This window comes from Paenibacillus sp. FSL H8-0259, assembly GCF_037963255.1.
In the GTDB taxonomy this organism is placed as follows: domain Bacteria; phylum Bacillota; class Bacilli; order Paenibacillales; family Paenibacillaceae; genus Paenibacillus_AQ; species Paenibacillus_AQ phytohabitans.
The window spans coordinates 2,286,181-2,307,522 of record NZ_CP150147.1 but is presented as its reverse complement, the minus strand read 5'-3'; the positions used below and the strand labels follow the sequence as shown (position 1 = coordinate 2,307,522).

At 55.7% G+C, this 21,342-nt stretch carries 16 protein-coding genes and 1 riboswitch; of the genes, 1 reads left to right on the top strand and 15 read right to left on the bottom strand.

Annotated elements, in window-relative coordinates:
* Positions 1–135: 135 nt before the first annotated feature.
* Together NSU01_RS09775 and metA are read right to left on the bottom strand one after the other, a co-directional pair.
* Positions 136–1,302, bottom strand: a complete 1,167-nt coding sequence (locus NSU01_RS09775; RefSeq protein ID WP_076242654.1) for an aminotransferase class I/II-fold pyridoxal phosphate-dependent enzyme — start codon at positions 1,300–1,302, stop codon at positions 136–138.
* Positions 1,303–1,363: 61 nt separating this feature from the next.
* The gene (metA, locus tag NSU01_RS09770) at positions 1,364–2,281 is read right to left on the bottom strand and encodes a homoserine O-succinyltransferase (protein WP_042135138.1); all 918 of its coding nucleotides are present in this window, start codon (positions 2,279–2,281) and stop codon (positions 1,364–1,366) included.
* A gap of 119 nt (positions 2,282–2,400) precedes the next feature.
* Positions 2,401–2,532: riboswitch (SAM riboswitch) on the bottom strand.
* 424 nt (positions 2,533–2,956) lie between these two features.
* Between metA and corA the strand changes: the two genes are divergently transcribed.
* On the top strand, positions 2,957–3,892 hold the full coding sequence (corA, locus tag NSU01_RS09765) for a magnesium/cobalt transporter CorA (RefSeq protein ID WP_042135136.1): 936 nt from the start codon (positions 2,957–2,959) through the stop codon (positions 3,890–3,892).
* A 90-nt stretch (positions 3,893–3,982) separates the two neighbouring features.
* Here the strand turns inward: corA and NSU01_RS09760 are convergent, their stop codons facing one another.
* The 13 genes from NSU01_RS09760 to NSU01_RS09700 all read right to left on the bottom strand — a co-directional run bounded on the left by NSU01_RS09760 (position 3,983) and on the right by NSU01_RS09700 (position 21,176).
* Positions 3,983–4,924, bottom strand: coding sequence for a 1-phosphofructokinase family hexose kinase (locus tag NSU01_RS09760; RefSeq protein ID WP_042135134.1), 942 nt, complete (start codon positions 4,922–4,924; stop codon positions 3,983–3,985).
* A 165-nt stretch (positions 4,925–5,089) separates the two neighbouring features.
* The gene (locus NSU01_RS09755) at positions 5,090–6,106 is read right to left on the bottom strand and encodes an HRDC domain-containing protein (protein ID WP_076242653.1); all 1,017 of its coding nucleotides are present in this window, start codon (positions 6,104–6,106) and stop codon (positions 5,090–5,092) included.
* Positions 6,107–6,362: 256 nt separating this feature from the next.
* Entirely contained in the window at positions 6,363–7,244 is an 882-nt protein-coding gene (locus NSU01_RS09750) for an ROK family protein (protein ID WP_076242652.1), read from the bottom strand.
* A gap of 835 nt (positions 7,245–8,079) precedes the next feature.
* Positions 8,080–9,708 carry a cobyrinate a,c-diamide synthase gene (locus NSU01_RS09745; RefSeq protein ID WP_076242847.1) on the bottom strand — a complete coding sequence of 543 codons (1,629 nt, stop codon included), beginning with the start codon at positions 9,706–9,708 and terminating at the stop codon, positions 8,080–8,082.
* A 36-nt stretch (positions 9,709–9,744) separates the two neighbouring features.
* The gene (locus NSU01_RS09740; protein WP_336102661.1) at positions 9,745–10,782 is read right to left on the bottom strand and encodes a cobalamin biosynthesis protein; all 1,038 of its coding nucleotides are present in this window, start codon (positions 10,780–10,782) and stop codon (positions 9,745–9,747) included.
* 64 nt (positions 10,783–10,846) lie between these two features.
* Positions 10,847–11,641 (bottom strand): precorrin-4 C(11)-methyltransferase, encoded by a 795-nt coding sequence (gene cobM, locus NSU01_RS09735; protein ID WP_076242846.1) that lies wholly within the window; start codon positions 11,639–11,641, stop codon positions 10,847–10,849.
* 5 nt (positions 11,642–11,646) lie between these two features.
* Positions 11,647–12,396 (bottom strand): precorrin-2 C(20)-methyltransferase, encoded by a 750-nt coding sequence (gene cobI / locus NSU01_RS09730; protein ID WP_042140913.1) that lies wholly within the window; start codon positions 12,394–12,396, stop codon positions 11,647–11,649.
* A gap of 249 nt (positions 12,397–12,645) precedes the next feature.
* Positions 12,646–13,869, bottom strand: a complete 1,224-nt coding sequence (locus tag NSU01_RS09725; protein WP_042135125.1) for a bifunctional cobalt-precorrin-7 (C(5))-methyltransferase/cobalt-precorrin-6B (C(15))-methyltransferase — start codon at positions 13,867–13,869, stop codon at positions 12,646–12,648.
* Positions 13,862–14,986 (bottom strand): cobalt-precorrin-5B (C(1))-methyltransferase, encoded by a 1,125-nt coding sequence (locus NSU01_RS09720; protein ID WP_076242845.1) that lies wholly within the window; start codon positions 14,984–14,986, stop codon positions 13,862–13,864. Before NSU01_RS09720 ends, NSU01_RS09725 begins: the two co-directional genes overlap by 8 nt.
* 922 nt (positions 14,987–15,908) lie before the next feature.
* A complete protein-coding gene (locus tag NSU01_RS09715; RefSeq protein ID WP_042135123.1) occupies positions 15,909–16,574 on the bottom strand; it encodes a precorrin-8X methylmutase in 666 nt (221 codons plus the stop codon).
* Positions 16,575–16,576: 2 nt separating this feature from the next.
* Positions 16,577–17,368 carry a precorrin-6A reductase gene (cobK, locus tag NSU01_RS09710; RefSeq protein WP_042135121.1) on the bottom strand — a complete coding sequence of 264 codons (792 nt, stop codon included), beginning with the start codon at positions 17,366–17,368 and terminating at the stop codon, positions 16,577–16,579.
* Positions 17,365–20,301: a precorrin-3B C(17)-methyltransferase gene (cobJ, locus tag NSU01_RS09705; protein WP_076242650.1), complete on the bottom strand. Its 2,937-nt coding sequence runs from the start codon at positions 20,299–20,301 to the stop codon at positions 17,365–17,367. Before cobJ ends, cobK begins: the two co-directional genes overlap by 4 nt.
* A gap of 29 nt (positions 20,302–20,330) precedes the next feature.
* Complete coding sequence (locus NSU01_RS09700) at positions 20,331–21,176, bottom strand: ABC transporter ATP-binding protein (RefSeq protein WP_144025968.1); 846 nt, start codon at positions 21,174–21,176, stop codon at positions 20,331–20,333.
* Positions 21,177–21,342: the final 166 nt, after the last annotated feature.

Here is a 21,342-nt window from a genome sequence, read left to right as displayed (position 1 = left end):
AACAAACTCGTTCCCCCATCGTATCACAATCGGATGAGCTTGAAAAATCTTTCGCCAAATAAAACAGCAGCACCCGTTGGCGCTGCTGTTCAATGTATACAGTGATTCTATCTGGCTGCTAAGGTTCCAAGATGCCTATTCCAGCTCGGTGCGCGCGGCCTCCAGTGCCTGCGTAAGATCAGCGATCAGATCGTCCACATGCTCGATGCCGACCGAGAAACGCAGCAGCCGGTCATCTACGCCAACCGCATCCCGGATTTCCGCCGGAATATCGGCGTGAGTCTGTACCGCCGGATAGGTCATGAGCGATTCCACACCGCCAAGACTCTCAGCGAATGCAATCAGGCGGATATGGCGGAGCAGCGGCTCCACGTATCTGGCATCCTTCACCTTGAAGGAGAAAATCCCGGTGTTGCCGGAGGACTGGCGCTTCTGGATTTCGTATCCCGGATGATCCGGCAGACCCGGATGGAAGACTTCGGCTATGGCCGGATGCTCCAGCAGATAACGGGCGATAGCCAGCGCATTACTCTCATGCCTCTCCATGCGCAAGGCAAGTGTTTTCATCCCCTTCATCAGCTGGTAGCTGTCGTTTGGTGCAAGGACAGCGCCCAGTGAATTATGCAGAATCGCCATTTCTGCAGACAATTCAGCGCCTTTGGTCACAATAAGTCCGGCAAGGACATCGTTATGTCCGCCCAGATATTTGGTCGCGCTGTGAACGATGATATCTGCTCCAAGCTCAATAGGGCGCTGGAAGAACGGGGTCAGCAGCGTATTGTCGACAATCGTGAGCAGCCCGTGGCGGCGGGCCCATGTACATACCACTTCGATATCCGTAATCATCATCAGCGGATTGGTTGGTGTCTCAATGAATACACCCTTGGTGCCCGGCTGGCGCGCAGCTTCCAGAGCATCCAGATCATTCGTATCCACATAGGAGGCGCTGATGCCGTATTTGGACAGAATCCGTTCCAGCAGACGGTACGTTCCGCCGTACAGGTCGAGCGAGACAACGAGATGATCACCTTGTCCAAACAAAGCAAACACAGTAGTCAGTGCAGCCATACCCGAGGCGCAGGCGAAGCCGGCATCTCCAGACTCCAGTACCGCTGCCGCATCTTCGAGCACAGAGCGGGTAGGATTTTTGGTGCGGATGTAATCAAAGCCCGTGCTCTGTCCGAGTCTCGGGTGACGGAATGCCGTCGCGTTGTACACCGGATAATTAATCGCCCCTGTCGCGGGGTCCTCCATCGAACCAATCTGTGCCAGTCTGCTCTCAATTTTCAGTTTCTCGTCCATTTCCATTGCCTCCTAAAAGTTTTGTGCGTGTAACCATTGCTTCTATATATAAATAATTTTTTTAAATAAACGCTCCGATATCGTAGGGTGTCTCCTGGTATACATAGTAATTGAGCCAATTAGCGAATAATAAGTTAGCATGGGCGCGCCAGACGGCCGGCGGTGTACGGGTGGGATCATCTTTTGGATAATAGTGCTTCGGAATCTCAATATCCATGCCCTTGGCGATATCGCGGTCATACTCCCATTTCAGGGAGAACGGATCATATTCTGAATGTCCGGTTACAAAAATCTGCTTGCCGTCATGCGCAGAAACCAGGTACACACCGGCTTCCTCTGATTCCGCCAGAATCTGCAGATCCGGATTATTCTCTATATCTTCACGGGAGACGTCGGTGTGACGGGAATGCGGCACATGGAATACTTCGTCGAAGCCCCGCAGCAGTTTCACATTATTATGGCTCAGCGTATGCGGAAACACTCCAAAGCATTTATCCGGCAGACTCACCTTACGCACGCCGAAGTGGTGGTACAGTCCTGCCTGCGCGGCCCAACAGATATGCATGGTCGAGGTTACGTTCTGCTTGCTCCATTCAAAAATCACTTTCAGCTCTTCCCAGTAGTTGACATCCTCGAACTCCATTTGTTCCACCGGAGCCCCGGTGATGATCAAGCCGTCAAAGCGGCGGTCACTGATTTCATCAAAGGTTTTGTAAAAGCTCTTTAAGTGCTCTGCCGAAGTATTCTTCGAGGTATGGGAGCTGGGATGCAGCAGAACAACGTCCACCTGAAGCGGTGAGTTCCCGATAAGGCGCAGCAGCTGCGTTTCCGTGGTTTCTTTGGTCGGCATCAGATTCAGGATGGCGATCCGCAAAGGACGGATATCCTGATGAAAGGCATGGCTTTCATCCATTACAAAAATATTCTCACCGGATAATACTTCTTTGGCCGGAAGACTGTCGGGAATTTTAATAGGCATTGCTGTTTCCACTCCTTAACTGAAATTAGGTTCCGCTTGGCGGTTAAATCTGATGTAAAACAACGAAAAAAGACCTTTCTCGGGCGAGAAAGGTCATATATCTGCAGTCATATGCGCCTCTCTCATCTGCCAGAGAACTTCCGCCGGACGAATAACGTCCTGCAAAGCTTCCGCAAGAATTAGCACCGTGCGTTCACACGCCGGTTGCCGGGTTTCATCGGGCTAGTCCCTCCACCTGCTCTTGATAAGATTTAGCTGTATTCAGTTGGGGTTATTCCAAAGCATCCGCGGATACTTTTCTTAAAATTCACTTTAAATCATGAACCTCCTTTTCGTCAAGTCCATACAATGCTTAAGGGGCCTGGAGAATGAAAAGAATTTCTCTTGAAAGAGCCATACCCCGGCGTTATACTAGACAAGTGTTTCAACCATAAACGGCGAAAAGAAGAGGTGAGAGAAGAATGGAAGGCGACCCGGGCTCGCGAATAAGCGTGCAGAAAGAACAACCACACAGGATTAACATCAGCTTGCCGGCGGCGGGGGCAGTTCTTCTTCATGCTCTCGGACCGTCTTTTGGCCTTCATCCATGATTGTACCACCGGCCAAGCTGATTTTTTCTCTGTGCTTTAATTAGCATATCCCTGGAGAAGACCAGGGACAGAAGGAGTGAATCAGATGAAAATCCGGCTGGTGAACGCAGGGGTTTTTACGACTATTGACAATATTGAGGATACACTTACCGCACCCGCTGAGGGTTTCTACTGGATTGATGCAGATGCCCAGGATCTTGTTGAGCTTCAGCCTTTGTACAATCTGCATGATCTGGCTGTCGAGGACTGTCTCAGTGAAGAGGATCAGCGCCCGAAGCTGGAGATCTATGAGAGCCATTATTTCATCGTAGTCAACAGCATCCGGTTTGATGACGAGGAAATCTTCCTCCGCGCGCTCAACGTATTCCTGGGCAGACACTTCATCATTACCGTTACGAAGCAGAAGATCCATGAGCTGCGCGTCCTGAAGCCCGTCCTGTGGGAGCAGGAGGTCAGTGAACCGGACCGTTTCCTGTACCTGTTAATCGACCTTGTGGTTGACAACTTCTTCTCGGTCGGTGACCGGATTGAAGCGCGGATCGAGAAGCTGGAAGAGGATATCCTCATGCACACCAAGAAATCACATCTCAGCGAGATCATCGGTCTGCGCAGTGAGATTCTCTGGCTGAAGAAGATGCTCGGCCCGCAGAAGGAAGTTATCAACACGCTCAACAAAAAAGACCTCCGCCTGATCGACGATCAGCTGCAGAAGTATTTCAGCGATATTTATGAAAATGCGGTCAAGATCTCTGAAACCTTTGAAACGTACCGCGATCTCATGGGCAACTTACGTGAAGCTTATCAGTCCAGTATTGCTAACCGCGCCAATGAAATCATGAGAGTATTTACGGCAATTACTACGATATTCATGCCGCTGACCGTTATTACCGGTATCTACGGTATGAACTTTGACAATATTCCCGAGACCCATTCCCAGTACGGCTATTATGGAGTCATCGCCGTCATGGTGACGCTCGGCTGCGGAATGCTGGTGATCTTCCGCAAGAAGGATTGGCTATGAAACTAAACGGACGAATACGCAGGACGAAGGCACCGGATACCTCTTGGTATAGGGAAGCCTTCGTCTTTTTGGTATATGGCGGCCACAAAACTACATGTGTCCGGCTGCGCCGGTATCCATGCCGGCAAACAACCGCTCCGTATCCTCGCGCTTGCAGAGCTGACGCTCCGGATTCATGACAGCTGCAGCTCCGGAGGCGATGCCGAACTGAACGGCTCTGCGCAGCGGCCAGCCCCGTTCCAGACTGTACACGAGTCCCGCAACCAGACTGTCGCCAGCGCCTACTACACTGAGTACAGGAACTTCAGGTGCCAGCAGATGCTCGCAGCCGTCTTTGGTAATCAGCAGCGCCCCGTCCCCGCCCAGTGAGACTACCACTACTTCCGTCCGGCCTTCTTCAATCAGCTGCAGTGCGGCTGCCTTCACTTCCTCATCACCGGTTATTGCATGCCCTACCAATTCTTCCAGCTCACGCGCGTTCGGCTTCAGCAGATATACACCGGCATCAGCCGCAAGCTGCAGCGCTTCGCCGGAAGTATCGATAATAACCCTGGCCTTCCAGGGCTTCGCAGCTTCAATGACACGCGCATAGAAATCAGCGGGACAGCCCGGGGGCAGACTGCCGCTGGCTACAAGATAAGCAGGTTTATCCGGCAGCGCCGTTAATTGCTCAAGACACTCCTTCCAGTCGCCTTCGATGAACCGCGGGCCCGGCATGTCGAACCGGAACTGCTGCCCGGTGGATTCCTCCACGACAATCAGATTCTCCCGGGTCTGCCCGCTGATCGGAATCTCCTGATGCCTTACGCCCTCCTGTTCCAGCATATGGTGCAGCAGTTGACCATGAAGTCCGCCTGAGGCATACAGTGCCAGCGAATCCCCTCCCAATCTATGGATCGCCCGCGATACATTCACACCGCCGCCTCCCGGTTTATACGAGGCTTCACGGCAGCGCAGCTTATGATCGGGAACAACCTTACTTATACCCGTACTGGCATCAACGCTAGGATTAACCGTCAACGTTACTATCATATGTCCCACTCCTTTTTAACTGCATACAAGTATAGTACCGCTAATCGCCCCTTTCTCCTAATAATTTGCAGGCACTGCCGGCCGCAGATAAAACCCTAAAGCGCACTTCCTCACGGGAAGGGGGGAAGCGCGCTTCAGGGTAAGCTCCGGGAAGAAGGCTGCTTCCTACAGGTTCGTCGCCAGCCCCAGACCGGCCGGCTGCTCCCGGCGGAAGCGGATACGGATCAGCCGCAGACGCTCATAGTACATATCGAGGCCTTCTGCGGGGGAGAAATCCTCGCCATAGGCCTTATAGAGGACGGGCTTCAGGAAGGTATCACCGATCAGCTCATAGGCTGTCCATATATTGTTCTGTTCCTGGGAAGTAACTTCACTGAGTTCAAGAGCAATGAGCTTCTCGACGGAATAACCGTCCTTCTCCAGTTCCTCCACAGCTTCAAGAACTTCACGGCGGGAGACCCCGCTGAGCCCCTTAAGCTGCTCCATTCCCTGCCCTTCTTCAATCCCCTGAAGCAGTACACGCCGCAGTCTCAGCCGCTCCAGCTGCTTCTTGTATTTCAGTTCCTTCTGTTTGTACAGCCAGGAAACAAAGCTCTCTTCGTCGATCGAATCACTTACCCAGCCCAGCGGATATTGATGCTCACGCTGCACACCGGAGGTAATACTGAGCCAGTCGGCGCCATATTGCGAGGCTTTACCTTCACCTACGCCGGGAATCTGCAGCAGCTCTTCCGCCGTATGGGGCAGAAATGCACTGATCATCCGCAGCAGACGGTTGCTGGCCAGGATGTAAGGTGCCTTGCGTTCGCTGGAAGCCTTCCCCCTGCGCCAGGAGCACAGCTCCTCATATACGGTTTCATTGGCGTACTGCTCACTGTAATACTGCAGCTTAAGCTGCTCCTGACCTCGGCTGTTAAGATGCTCATCTTCATGAAATACACCATCAATCAGGGGGCGGTAACCGTCTCCCATCTTCATTGCAAGCTCATGCCGGTACACACTCAGCATTTCATTCCATGAACCGCCTTCATACCATAAGCTGTCACCCATTTCCTGTTCTCCTGAGAAGTCGCGCCAGCCCAGGCGCCACACCCCCTCCTCCTCTCCAATCCACAATTGGGCAAATACCTCCTGATCCACACCTGACATTCTGGACAAACGGTTCATAAATACGATCTGCATATGAATCCCTACCTTCATCGTCTTACAGTATGCATGAGCTTTGTGCGGACCGGATTACCTGCCCCCGCCGATACCGTTTCAGCGGGAAAGATAAGGAACATTTATTGCACGGAGCCTATAAATTCTTATCTTTGCACAAAAAAAAGCACCTCTCCCACGAAAATCCGTGAAAGAGGTGCTTCCTCTTAAATGCTATACTGTTAAAACCTAGGATACCACATATTGCGAAACAGTCAATGCCTTTTTATAGGATATTCTACTGTCCGTCAAGCGCCAGCTTCGCAAGGCCAAGCGCACCGGAGAGTCCAGCATTATCCCCGAGCTGAGGAGGGACAATATAGCTGCCGATGGCTTCATTCAGCGCCGGATGCTGCACATATCCGCCAAGCAATTCCTGCAGCTTGGTATGGATCAGCGGGAAGAGCTGGCTCTGCTTCATCACGCCGCCGCCCATCACGATTCTCTGCGGCGATAGGATCAGCACATAGTTCATCAGGGCGTGGGCCAGATAGTGGGCCTCCATCGCCCAGGCCGGATGATCCGATAGCAGCTCGCCCGCAGGCTTGCCCCAGCGCTTGCCGATAGCCGGACCGGCCGCCAGACCTTCCAGGCAATCGCCATGATAAGGGCAGAAGCCTTCATAGTGATCTTCCGGATGGCGGCGGACCAGAATATGTCCCATCTCAGGGTGGGACAGCCCGTGGATCAGCTTCCCGCCGACCACTGCACCGGCGCCGATGCCGGTGCCTACTGTGATATAGAGGCAGCTATCCAGCCCTTGGGCTGCTCCCCAAGTGTACTCGCCCAGGGCGGCTCCGTTCACATCTGTATCGAAACCGACCGGAACATCAAGCTGCTCCGTCACGGCTCCAACGAGATTATATCCGCCCCAGTGGGGTTTCGGTGTGGTTGTAATATATCCGTAAGTAGGGCTGCCGATCACCGGGTCAATCGGTCCGAATGAACCGATGCCAATGGACTCCACCTCTTTAGCGGAGAAGTAATCTAATACCAGCCCCATCGTTTCTTGAGGGGTTGTGGTCGGAAAGCTCACCCGGTCGATAATCGTCCCGTCCTCATTCCCGATTCCGCATACAAACTTTGTTCCTCCTGCTTCAATCGCTCCCAACAATTTCACTGCAGCGTGCTCCCTTCTCCATTACCATCATTAAGTGATTGCTTCCAGACTTTGAAATTCAGCAGCATATAATCCAATCTATCCCCTGATAAAAAATAAGCCGGTAACCTGCCAGCAGGGTAATAAAGCGCTCTCTTGATCCTATTATACGAGGCTTACAGATGTATGACAAGCGGTTGACACACTGTATGCCGTTAAAAAAGATTATACAATTTGAGCCCTTTGTGGTCACTGCATAACCAATCAAAGACGGCTGTGGCCAGAATTTATTCTGATCCATCCCCCGATTAGTGGATTGAAGGGAAACAATAGACAGAGGAGCCGAATGTATGCGAAAAACCGAATACATTGCGTCATCGTCAAGCCAAACGGGAGAAATGTATGCGAAAAACCGAGTACATTGCGCCATCGTAAAGCCAAACGGATGGAATGTATGCGAAAAACCGAGTACATTGCGTCATCGTCAAGCCAAACGGGGGAAATGTATGCGAAAAACCGAGTACATTGTGCCATCGTAAGCCAAACGGGGGGAATGTATGTGAAAAACCGAGTACATTGCGCCATCGTAAAGCCAAACGGATAAAATGTATGCGAAAAACCGAGTACATTGTGCCATCGTAAGCCAAACGGGAGGAATGTATGCGAAAAAACTAAGTACATTGCGCCATCGTAAAGCCAACCGGGTGGAATGTATGCCTTGCTTATACTGGTTTTTTAGCATATAAAAAGAAGAACTTCCCAAAATCCCCAAAGATATAGCTTAAAAAACCAACATCCGAGAAAGAAAAGAGGTAATCCCCAGCCATCTATATCTATTAGAGTAGAAGAGATGGGGCTAAAGTTTGAGCCGCTGCTCCGCTTGCTTCTTCTGTTCCCGATAAGTGCGGCAGGCTTCCACCAGCCGCCCGGCGGCCGGGAAATGGGACGCCAAATGAATATGCGCATAAGCAGCCATAATGTTGCCGCTGATATACCCTTCCGGCTGACTCCCTCCTCTGCCTTTGCTCTCATAGGCATAAGTCCTGGCTTCGCCGGGAATGTAGCTCATGCCGGAATAATGGAATTCATGGCCGCGCAGTCGCCCGCCCTGCTTCAGCAGCAGGCAATCGTGAAGGGCTGTCACCTCACGGTACCCGAGCGCGGCGCGGCGTTCCTGCATTACGGTGTGCGCCGGAATGATCCCGGCCATCTCATGCACAGCGCCGGAGCGGTCGGTCAGGCTGCGGGCCAGCACCATGTAGCCGCCGCATTCCGCATACAGCGGCATTCCGTCTGCAGCTGCAGCTCTTACGCCGTCCAGGAAGAGCGAATTCGCTGCAATCACAGCAGCGAATTCTTCCGGAAACCCGCCGCCGATATAGATTCCATCGGCTTCCGGCGGGATTCCCTCTCCGCTCATCGGGCTGAACATAACCAGCCGCGCACCTGCGCGCTCGAGCAGCTCCAGATTGTCGGCGTAATAGAAATTGAACGCCGCATCCCGGGCTATGGCTATAACCGGCTGGACAGGACGGTGTGCCGGCCTGTTCGTATCCGCCGGCATTATCCGTGCTGCCGGTGAAGACAAGGTTGGCCCTGCTGACACAGGCCGCTCCTGTGATGCAGGCTCCATTGCCGGCGTGCTGCCCAAACCCGGAGTCTCAGTCGCCGTAAACCCCGGCATTCCCGGCTCCAGTATACCCGGGCAGCCCTGCGAGGGCCCTTGCGCCTGCAGCGCCGCAACCGGTTCCGGCGGATACTGCAATGCAGGCGCAGCAGCGGCAAGCTCCAGCAGCCGCTCCAGATCGGTGCCTTCCGCCAGCAGGTCGGCGGCATGCTCGAACAAAGGCTCCAGCTCTCCGCGCTCCACAGCGGGAAGCAGACCCAGATGCCGCTCCGGGATATCGAGACCACCGTCGCGCGGCAGCCAGCCGATGACCGGAATGCCGCAGGCCGCTTCAATCGCTGCCCGGACCATCCGGTAATGGCCCTCACTGCCGCAGCGGTTCACTATAACCGCAGCAATCCGCAGCTCCGGCTCCAGCTGCTGAAAGCCGAGCACAATGGCCGCAGCACTGCGTCCCATGCTGCGGACATCGACTACAAGCAGCACCGGACTGTCCGTCAGGATGGCGATTTCTGCCGTTGATCCGGTGAGTGCTGTGTCCTCTTTGCCGTCATACAGCCCCATCACACCTTCGATGACTGACAGATCCACATCCTCCGATACGCGCAGGAAATATTCCTGCAGATAGCTGCTTGAAGTCATCCAGGAGTCCAGGTTGCGGGAAGAACGGCCAGTGACTGCAGTATGATACGCAGGATCGATATAGTCTGGCCCGCATTTGAAGCCCTGTACCCTCAGGCCGCGCCGGGCAAACGCCCTCATCAGTCCCAGTGTGACCGTTGTTTTGCCGGAGCCGCTGCCCGTGCCTGCTACTACAAAACGCGGGCGTGTCTGCAAGAACGGCTCCCGGTCCTTCATTTCATTCCATGTCTCTCTCACCGCTTCTCCCCCGCTCTAACCGGCATAGACAACCCGCGCTACGGCGATTGTCACATTTCCGCTTTTATGTTTGCGCTGCAGGAGCACCTGCGCACCTGAAGATAACAGTGCGGCAGGCTCACAGACTCCGTACGCTCCGGTCGCTCTGAACACTACCTCCGAAGGATTGTCCAGGGTGACCGTGTTCAACTGGTCCGGTGAATACAACGCCAGCTCCCAGCCGTATTTGGCACAGAGAGCCAGCAATCCGGCCTCATCGCCCTTAATCCCGGCAGTAGCCACATTCCGCACACTGTAGAGCGATAGCCTGAGTTCTGCCAGCGTATGCAGCACTACAGCTTCAAGCTCTTCCGCAGTGGTTCCACGGTTACAGCCCAAACCGAGCACCAGGCTGCGCGGACGATAGACTACAGCGCATTCAGCAAGCACGGCCTCCTCCGGCTCATCTTGATCCGGCAGCCGGTCACTCACCACGATCGCTGCGCTGAAGCGGAAGCCGCTGCTTCGCAGCTCATCCCTGCTGGCGAATACGCGTACATGCTCCGGCAGCACTGCCTCCGGCGGCAGCCAGCCCGGCTCTCCGCTCTCCTGGACAAAAGCTACCGCTTCCCCGTTGACGAGCGCAGCACTGACACTTTTCATACCGGTAAAGCTGTCTGCGTGCCAGCCGTATTCCCGGCCAAGCAGATCCACAGCGAAGGTGCCTTGCACATCGGAAGCCGTTGTAATTACCGGATGACTGCCGAGCAGCCCGGCGATCTGCAGCGTCAGTCTGTTGGCCCCCCCGAGGTGGCCGGACAGCATGCTGATGACATGCTCCCCGCGCTCATCAATGACGATGACGGCAGGATCGGTTCTTTTGTCCTGCAGCAGCGGAGCAATCAGCCGGACCGCGGCGCCCAGTGAGAAGAACAGAATAACCCCCTCATAATCCCGGAAGAGCCGGGGGAGTAAATCTTTTACCGGCCCCTCAAAAAGCGATATCTCCCCAGCCCGCATCTCCAGCCCGCCGCTATACTTGGCATAACAAAAGACCTCCGTCTCCCCGAGCATCGCTCCCAGCTTCAGCGCCAGCCCGATGCCGTTTCGCGTGATCGCGACCGCTGCATACCGCCGCTTACTCACCAGAGCCAATTCCTTCCCGGCAGCCATGGGTAAATGCCTTGTCATAGAGCTTGGAGCGGTGCTGATCGCGGTCTGTCAGCCCGGGGTCCAGCGCCCAGCCGGCCAGGATCATGGCATGCATGGTGATGCCCGCTCCACGCAGATCTGCTTCCAGATTCTGCACCGTTGTCCGCAGAATCTGCTGATCCGGCCAAGTCGCCCGCTTCACTACAGCTACCGGTGTATCCGGGCTCCAGCCAGCAGCCAGGAATTCCCCGGTCACATGCCCGGCCAGGGAGGCACTAAGAAACAGCGCCACTGTACAGTGATGCTCAGCCAGCTTGCGCAGCTGCTCGCGCTCCGGCACCGGTGTGCGTCCTTCCGCACGGGTCAGAATTACCGTCTGTGTCAGATCAGGCACGGTCAGCTCTGCACCAAGCGCCGCAGCGGATGCAAAGACCGAGCTTACACCCGGCACGATTTCATAGCGGACGCCGCATAGCTTCAGCAGTGACATCTGCTCCAGAATCGCGCCGTACATGGACGGGTCGCCCGTGTGGACGCGGGCTACGCTTTTACCAGACTGTACTGCTGCCGCCATCAGCTCCACCTGCTGCTCCAGATCCAGCCCCGAGCTTCGCAGTACCTCTGCACCGGGCTTCACACTGTGGATCAGCTCCTCACTGACCAGAGAATCGGCATAGAGCACCAGGTCCGCTGAGCGCAGAATCCGGCTGCCTTTTACCGTAATCAGCTCAGGATCGCCGGGTCCGGCACCCACAATGTATACTTTAGGTTCGAGCACGATATCTGTCATTTGCTCACCACCATCAGACTTAAGTACTCCAGCTCCTTGCCCCGCAGATCCCGCGCATCGCGCCATACCGTTTCGTAAGGCGAGGTTACCTTGGTAACGACGGATGCTTTGCCGGACAGTCCCAGCTCATCCAGCACATCCAGCACCAGATCCAGCACCTTGGCCACCTTGAGGAATACCACCGTCTCGTGATGCAGCAGCGCTTCCTTCAGTGCCTCACGGTCATCTGTCGCCGGGATGATTCCCACCCGCTGATCTCCGTCCGCCAAGGGCTGCTCCAGGGCAGCAGCCGCACCCAGCACCGAGGAAATCCCCGGTATGGAGACGATCGGTACACCGGGATGCAGCTCCTGCATTAACCGGGCCAGGTGAATAAAGGTGCTGAACAGATTAGGGTCACCCTCCGTCACAAAAGCCACATCCCGGCCCTGCTTCAGCTCACTCCAGCACAGCTCCACAGTGCGGTTCCAGCCGCCTGCCAGCAGCACCGGATCTTTCGTCATCGGGAAGATCAGTCCGAGCATGATTTTCTCATCCGGCTTCACATGCATCTCGATGATTTCGTGGGCGTAGGATTTGCCGCCTTTTTTGGTTGCCGGGTAGGCAATCACCGGACATTCCCGCAGCAGCCGGCAGGCCTTGAGTGTAATCAGCTCCGGATCACCGGGGCCGACACCGACACCGTACAACGTCCCGATCGCCCGGGGAGTCAGCCTTTCCTCCAGCTTCAGCTCTTCCTCATCCATAGCATCATAGAGCGCACTTGCGGCCTGCATTGCCGCTTCTGCCAGCTGCGTTTCAGCGGCAATTCCTTCTCCCTCAGGTGCTTCCTGCCCGTCCACAGCCTGTACTGCCTGCTGACTCGCCTCCGTTACATGGGTCTTCATCGCGTATTCCTCCTTTGTTTCTGCTCGCTTCTTGCTTCCTTATATCTGAATATCTAATCTAATCTAATCTGATCTAATCTGATCTAATCTGTTCTGTTCTGATCAGCCTCAACTCTTCCGTCCACTAACCACATACACGGGATTCATACCCTCGAACCGGGTCATGCCGAGAATCGGCTTACCGCGTGATGCCTGAAGCATAGTTACCCCGCAATCCAGGCCTGCCTGCTTCAACGCCTCCATGCTTCCATATAGCGTCTCAATGGTGATCGCTCCAACGACAATCCGCCCTTCCGGCCGGAGTCTCGCGGCGCAGAGCGCGATAATATCCGCCAGCTCCCCGCCGCTGCCGCCGATGAACACTCCATCCGGATCCGGCAGACTCTCCAGGCCCTGCGGCGCTTTTTGATGTATGATCTGGAAATCGGCGCGGAACCTCCGGCGGTTCGCTTCCATGTTCGGCAGATTTTCCGCTCCCTTTTCCAGGGCATAGACCTTGCCGAGCCGGGCAATCCGCGCACATTCCGCCGCAACCGCACCGGAGCCGGAGCCGATATCCCATACCACCGCATCCTCGGACAGATTCAGCTCGGACAGGACGAGAGCCCGGACCTCACGTTTCGTGATGAGGCCTTTCTCCGGCTTCCGCTGCTGGAACTGCTCATCCGGATAAGCGAAGCCGCGCCGCAAAGTTGAGCCGGTTCCCGGCTTTCTGCGCAGGATAACTACATTCAGCGCCGCAAATTCACTGGTCTCCATCTCATCCAGCGTCCAGAAGCGGCAGATTTCTTCCGCTCCCCCCAGCCGTTCGCACACAAACGCTTCATATTCCATCATCCCGAACTCACGCAAATAAGCGGCAATTACCGCAGGCGTATTACTCTCGTCCGTTAGCAGAGCCACCTTGTGCTTGCCGTCTATGCGCTGGGCCAGTCCCTGGATGGGGCGCCCGTGCAGACTGATCAGCTCGGCATCCTGCCAGCTGTCCCCCAGCCGGGCAAACGCGAGCTGCACACTGCTATAGTGCGGAATAACCTCAACATGCTCCGGCCCGAACTTGCGGACAAGATACCCCGCGATGCCAAAAAAGAGCGGGTCCCCCGAGGCCAGAACCACGGTCCGCCGCTCCCTCCACAATCCCTCCAGCTTATCTGTAAAGGGCTTCAGCCCGCCTTGCAGAATGATTTTCTCACCGGTATATCCGCCAAAAAAATTCAATTGCCGTTCTCCGCCGAGCAGCACCTCACTGTTATTCACTTTGCTTAAGCTATCCGGTGTCAGGCCGCCGGCGCCATCCTCACCGATACCGATAACATAGATCAGGTTACCCACAGATCTCCGCCCTTCCCAGCACTCGGCCCTTCATCGTCATCAATACCATTTCCACAACCATGCCCCCGTTCATATGCTTCAGACTTTGTTCACAGGCATGCCGGCACAGGCTCTCAAAAAAAGCGGAATTCCCAGCCTCGGTCATCATATCCACCACCTGCGAGGCAGTATTGGCGGCGGCAATCTCCTTCACCTGCTTGTCATCTGCCCCGGCCTCCGCCGCCACGGCTGCCAGAAATCCGAAGTCAACAGGTGCGTTCTTCGAGTGGATCAGCATGGCACCTTGAGCGACCTTGGAGAATTTACCGGCCATGCCCACAAAGGTAACTTTCTTGATCCCATAGGCCTTGGCATGCTCCAAAGAGAAGCCTACATACTCCCCCATTTGGATAAAAGCTTCCTCCGGAAGCCCGGCAAACATCGCCATCGCATATTTCTCACTGCTGCCGCCGGTGGTCAGAATAATCTGCCCGTTCCCCGTCGCGGCCGCAACCGAAATCGCCTGGACCACACTCGCCTTGTAGGCTTCGGTGGAGAACGGGGTAACCACGCCCCGCGTGCCGAGGATAGAAATGCCGCCGATGATGCCGAGCCGCGGGTTCAGCGTTCTTAGGGCAATCGCTTCGCCTTCCGGCACGCTGATGACCACCCGCATCCCCCGCGCCGCGCCATGCTCCTCCAGCACACCGGACACCGCCTCCAGTATCATCCGCCGCGGCACCGGATTAATCGCCGCTGCTCCGACGGGCACCGGCAGCCCAGGCTTCGTCACCCGGCCGACGCCACGGCCGCCGTCGATCTCCACACCGGGGTGATCCAGCCAGCTCACCGCTGCTTCAATCCAGGCCTGATGCGTCGCATCCGGATCATCTCCGGCATCCTTGACCGTGGCACAGATTGCCGAGTCCGCTCCTTCGCACTGCCAGCCTGTAAGTTCAAAGGAATGCCGGAAGCCCGCCGGGAGATCAATATCCACAGCGGGAAGCCTGTCGCCTGTAATCAGCAGCAGTGCCGCACCCTTGGCTGCGGCGGCGGCACAAGCACCTGTGGTGTAGCCCCTGCGCAGAGGGGCAGCAGGAGTTGAGGAGGCAGGAGCAGCGGAAGGTGACGATGACAGACCGCCTGGTTCCGCACCTCCTGAGTCACCGCCGGACTCCGCAGCTGTGTCCGTCCCTGCCAGCCGGGATAGGGCAGGAGATGTTGGCTGTGCTTGCGGTCGCTGCTGAGGTTGCGGTTGCAATTGCGGTTGCAGTTGCAGTTGCGATTGCAGCTGAGGTTGCGATTGCAGCTGGGGTTGCGGTTCAGCTCCTGCAAGGGTACGGCAGTATTCTTCAATATTTTCCGATTCTCGTTTTGCTGCATACTTTGCATCATGCTCATGCCCGCGATTCGCTGCGGACTCTGCATCATGCTCATGCCCGCGATTCGCTGCGTACTCCGCATCATGCTCAGGCTCGCGATTCGCTGCGTACTCCGCATTCTTCTCAGACGCCCGCTTTGCAGTGTACTCTGCCGCGGACTCATTATCATGCTTCACCTCCGTTTCCTCCTATTCTGATCTGCCCGGTTGTCTGCTGTTTCCTCGCTCATGGCAATCCCTCTTTGTGATGATATGCAACCTATTTGGAGCATCGTAGATATATTTAGACACGCCAACAATTAAATAAGCGAGTTCAATCAACAATGCAGTCATTGATGTATTCAGTTCCAAGTGAAAATTCCATAATAGTTGTATAATGTGCAATTAAAATCAGCGAAAAGGTAGGCTAGCATCTTATAACTGTACTCTGTACAACTAAATCTGCCCAAATGGGTGAGAACAAGCAAAAAACAGTAGTTTAATTGTACGAAATACAGCTAAACGGATAATTGGTTGTAAATCAGACGTTTTAGTTGTACAAAGTGCAGTTAAGCATACCTCATAAGCCTAGACATATGGATTAGAACTTGTTCATATCCTGTTCAAAACCCGCTCAGACCCAACCTTATAGAGTTTTGGCCCAGCGCTAACGCAGATCCCGCTTATACCTGACGCAGACCTAATTTAATTCGCCCGCAGCCCGGCGGACCGCCAGCAGACTCAGTGCGTTGACCGCTGCAACGACGATTGTGCTTCCGCCTTTGCGGCCGATATTCGTGATGTAAGGAATGTCGAGCTTGCGCAGCTCATCCTTGGATTCCGCTGCCGAGACGAATCCGACCGGCATGCCGATGACAAGACCCGGCTGCGCTGTGCCTTCTTTTACCAGACGAATCAGTTCCAGCAGGGCAGTCGGCGCGTTGCCGATCACATAGATCCCTCCCGGAGCCTGTGCACAAGCTTTGCGCGTAGCCATAATGGCCCGTGTAGTCCCGAGCGCCTTCGCTTCTTCCATCACATCCGGATCAGAAATATGAACCCTGACTTCCCCGCCGTACCGCTGAATCCGCTCCTTGGCAATGCCCGCCTCCACCATCCGCACATCGGCAATAATCGGCTTGCCCTGCAGAATGGCGCTGATCCCCGCCTCAATCGCCCGCGGGTGAAAAACAAGACTGCGCCCCAGCTCAAAATCGGCAGAAGCATGAATGATCCGCTGTACTATTTTGTACTCCAGCCTGCTAAAGGAATGTTCACCAATCTCTTCAGTAATCATCTGAAAACTCAGACCTTCTATTTCCTGCGGCTGTACTGTCACCGGCTTGAAATCCGTACCAAAATCCACAGTTACCCCTCCTTGTTCATTTGCAGCGCAGTTCTCACGGCCTCCGTAATCTCGTCAAAAGAGTCAAACACCTTCCCGCTCTCTCCAAAGCTCAGCTCCGGCCGCATAATTAAAATGACGTAAAGCCCCATATCCAGCGCGGCATGCAGCTTCTCATCCACCGAGCCTTCCGCCCCGCTCTCTTTGGTAATCATCACCTGTGTGCCATATTGCCGGTAAAGTGCCTCGTTCATCTCTCTGCTAAAAGGGCCCTGAAGCGCAATAATATTCCGCTGCTCAATGCCAAGGGACAGGCATTTCTCCATATTCTCCAGGCAGGGCAGCAGTCTGACCGTCAGCCGGATATCCGGATCTCCCAGCAGCGCTTCCGCAAACACCTCAAGTGTCTTGCCGCCGGTCGTCAGCATAACGGAACCCTTGAGTTCCCTGGCCTTGCGCGCAGCCTCTTCATAGGAATGCACAACGATCAGCCGGGGGTGGCTGTCATAGATAAGACTTTGCCGCTCGTAGCGAAAATAGGGCAGGCCCAGCGCTGCAGCCGCGCCCATAGCATTGGCGTGTGCCTCCAGCGCAAAAGGATGGCTGCCGTCCACTACTGCACGATAGCCGCCCTCCTGCAGCAGCGAGATCATGGCCGGCTTATCCAGCCTGCCGACCCGGGAGCGGATTGCTGCGGCTTCCAGCCGTTCAGCCGCACTGGGCGTTACGACAGAGGCCTGCAGCGGCAGGCCTTGTCGCGACAGGTTCAGGGCCAGCTCCCGGGCATCGCTGGTGCCGCACAGCATGAAGATCATCGCGGCTGGCGCAGATCCCGGTTGTCTGCCGGAGCCGCTGTTCCGGTTACATCATGCCGGTCTTGATGCCCATGGTCATGATCCGCGCGATCGTGATGCCCATGCCTATGATGCCCATGACCGTGATGCCCGTGTCCGTGATGCTCATGCCCATGTCCTCCATGTGCGTGATCCCCGTGATCGTGTTCCTGATGATCGTGGTGTCCATGATCATGTTCCCCGTGCTCATGCCCATGATGTTCATGCCCGTGATGCCCGTGCCCATGATCCCCATGTCCATGCCCCTCCTCACCATGGTGATGATGATGGTGGTGGTGCAATGCCGCTTCATCACGGTACTTGCAGTTATCGCAATTGCTGAAAGACTGTCCCTCCATCGTCTCCTCAATGCGCTCTGTAAGCATATCCACAAGCAGCGGGTGCGTGCCGAGCTGGCGGCCGAGCTGCACTTCAATTTCCGGATGCTCTGCGGCGAAATGAGAAACCATTTCTGCGAACTGCTTCATCAGCACTCCGGTGAACAGCAGATACGGCACAACTATAATCTTACGCGCACCCAGTGCCAGGCAGCGTTCAAGCCCATCCGGAAGCGACGGCTTCGTGATGGCGATGAAGCAGCTTTCAACGCTTTGGTAAGACGTTCTTTCCCATAGCAGCCGGCCCAGCTTATAGAAATCACTGTTGGCATCCGGATCACTGCCCCCGCGCCCCATAAGCAGCACGATGGTATCCTTATCCTCTGCTGCAGATGTTGTACAGGCTTGGGCTTCCTGCAAACTCAAGTCTGCAGCTCCGGCTTCATTACTGTCTTTCACAGAAGCAGAAAGCGGTTCAGCTTCCCGTATCCGGTCCAGCACAATATCGACAGCCCGCTCCTGAACACCCAGCGGACGCCCGTATACAAACTCCACCCCCGGATATTTCAGCTTGGCTTCATCGATCGCCATAGGAATATCCAGCTTGGAATGGCCCGCCGCGAACAATATAATCGGCACAATATAAATTTGCGTCGCACCGCCCTCCACGCATTTGGCAATTCCGCCCGCGATTGAAGGTGAGGCTAGCTCTATGAAGCAGGTCTCAAACTTAAGCTCCGGCTTGCGGGCGGCTAGCTGGCTGGTGAATTGCAGCAGCTCATCATTTCCCGCTTGAATCCGGCTGCCGTGTCCAACCAGTAATACGGTTCTCATCATGCGTACTCCCTCTATGCTGTCATTATTATCTATACTTCCTGCAGTGCTGTTCACCTGTTCTTCAATACTGCCCATCCGTTCATAAAAAGCATGAAACCGCTCCTTCTCCCGGCCTTGCGCAGTATAATGCTCTACTGCCGCTGCTACAGCAGCCACGGCTTCATCTTCATCCATACCTTCCCGGACCAGAGTGCCGGCATGCGCTCCCCGGCCCGACTTCTTGCCGCCCAGATAGAGCTCATAGCTGCCCCGCGAAAGGACCAGCCCGATGTCATCCAGAACAGCCGAGCTGCAGGCCATTCCGCAGCCCGCCACGCTGATATGCAGCTCTTTGGGTACAGCGAGCCCGTGCAGCAGGGTATGCAGGCGGACCGCCGCGCTTAAAGCGCCGCTTCTCCGCAATTCACAGAACCCGCAGGTTTTTACTTTCACATAATCACCGGGTATACTAACGCTCAGTCCTGCCTCTGTAAGCTTCGCCGCCACCTCAGCACGGTGACCCGGATGGCTCCGCAGCAGAAAATGTCCGTCCTTCGTATAGATCAGCTGCCCCTCATCGCCTGCCAGCTCCGCCAGCAGTTTCATCTGGATACCGCTGAATCTGCGGCTGCCGATGACAGGAGAAACCTCCAGCTCGAAGGTTTCATCAGCGTGTTCCGCCAGCTGAACTGCAGGAATACGTGGACGCTCCACGCGCGCAGACGCTGCCAGGCTTAGCACCGCAGCCTCCTCCGTCCGTCCCCCGTCAGTTGGAGCCATTCTCTCTGACACCAATCGCTCTACCTGTCCGGTTTCACCGGCAGCTGCACCCGGTGCCACTGCTCCATCTATCCGCTCCGCCTCAGCAGCCACACTCTCCACCGCTGTCCCTTCAGACCGTCCCGCCTCAGCCGCCACACTCTCCGCCGCAGCCAGCGACCAAGGTTCGGCCGCAGTGCGCAGCCGCTCATGCGGCTTCAGCGCCTGCGTCTGTGCACCTAGATTGTACTTGCGCTCGTATCCGCGCGGCGTAACCATTAGACCCTCGTAGACCACCGTCGCGGAGTTGCCGACGACAACCGTAGAGAGCATGCCGATCTCATGCTCCAGCATCTCCTGCAGCGTAGTGACGATCGTCTGCTGACGGTCACGGTAGGCGCTTTTGACAATGCCGACCGGCGTGGAAGGATCACGGTAACGCAGCAGGATATTGCGTGCTTCTTCAATCTGGCGCGTCCGCTTGCCGCTGCGAGGGTTATAGAAGGCGATCACGAAATCCGCAGCGCCCGCCGCTTCTACACGCGCGGCAATGCTCTCCCACGGGGTAAGATGATCGCTGAGGCTGATTGTGCAGGAATCATGCATGATCGGCGCTCCCAGCAGGGAAGAACAGGACTGGATCGCCGATATTCCGGGGATCACCTCGACCTCTACTCCGTCAGCCCGGTTCCAGCCCCGTTCAATCAGCACCTCGTAGACGAGACCCGCCATGCCGTATACACCGGCATCGCCGCTGGATATTACGGCAATGGTCTGGCCGTCCTCGGCTCGGCGGACGGCCTCCTGCGCCCGGCTGACCTCTTCGGTCATGCCGGTGCCGACAATCTCCTGATGCCGCAGCAGCGGTTTGATCAGATCCACATAAGTGTTATAGCCGATTACAGCCTCACTCTCTTCGAGAGCAGACAGCGCCCGGCCGGTAATATGCTCCAGCGCTCCGGGACCGAAGCCGATAATCAGCAGCTTGCCTTGTTTCTTCATCCTTCTTCCCCCGTTCATGAATACCTGTATTAACTATTCAGCAGCCTGTTTAGTACAGCTTTGAAATCTCCCGCCGTGCGGGGGGCTGGCTGGCCGGCGGTGTGCCGTGCAGGCAGGCTGTACCACAAGTCGGCCAGCAGCGGCAGACCGAGGCCGATGGCCTGCAATTCTTCCGCCCCGGCAAAAATCTCCTCCGGCGTCCCCTCAGCCCGGCACCTCCCCTGATCCAGTACGATAATCCAGTCCGCCCAGCGGTACGCCAAGTTCATATCATGCGTAGCCATAACTACGGTTGTGCCTTTTTCATGTATAAGATCAAGACCCTGGAGCATCTGTGTCTCGGATAACGGGTCCAGATACGAGGTCGGCTCATCCAGCAGGATCAGCTCCGGCTCCATCGCCATTACTCCGGCGAGTGCGGTGCGTTTTTTCTGCCCCAGGCTAAGCTGGTGAACCGGTTTGTCACTCAGCTCCGTCAGGTTCAGCAGTTCCATGACACTGCGGCAGCGCTCAGCTATTGCGGCTTCGTCCATCCCCGTTCCCCGCAGCCCGAAGGACACATCCTCCAGAGGTGTGCTCAATATGAGCTGCTGCTCCGGGTCCTGAAAAACAAGACCCACACTGCGCCGCAGCGCGGCCAGCTCTTTTTTGGCATAGGACAATGTCCTGCCTCCCTGCTGAACCGTACCCTTCTGTGGACGCAGAATGCCGACAGCATGCAGGAACAGGGTCGATTTGCCCGAACCATTGTGGCCGAGCACCGCCGTTTTGCGGCCTTTGGGAATGGAGATGGTTAGTTCACGCAGCGCGGCTTCCTTCGTATCCGGGTAATGAAACACCACCCCGTCAAAAGCCAGACTATATTCCATGTCCATGACGTACTCCTCTAATGTGATTTGGCAAAGCGGTATCGGATAAATGTTGTACGTTTTACAGCTTTGAATCCTGGATACTCCGGCCTTCTGGGGGATTGTTGTATGGAATACAACAATCTTCCCTCAGAGCCAACTAAATGAAGTGAAATGCTGCCTTTTGTACAAC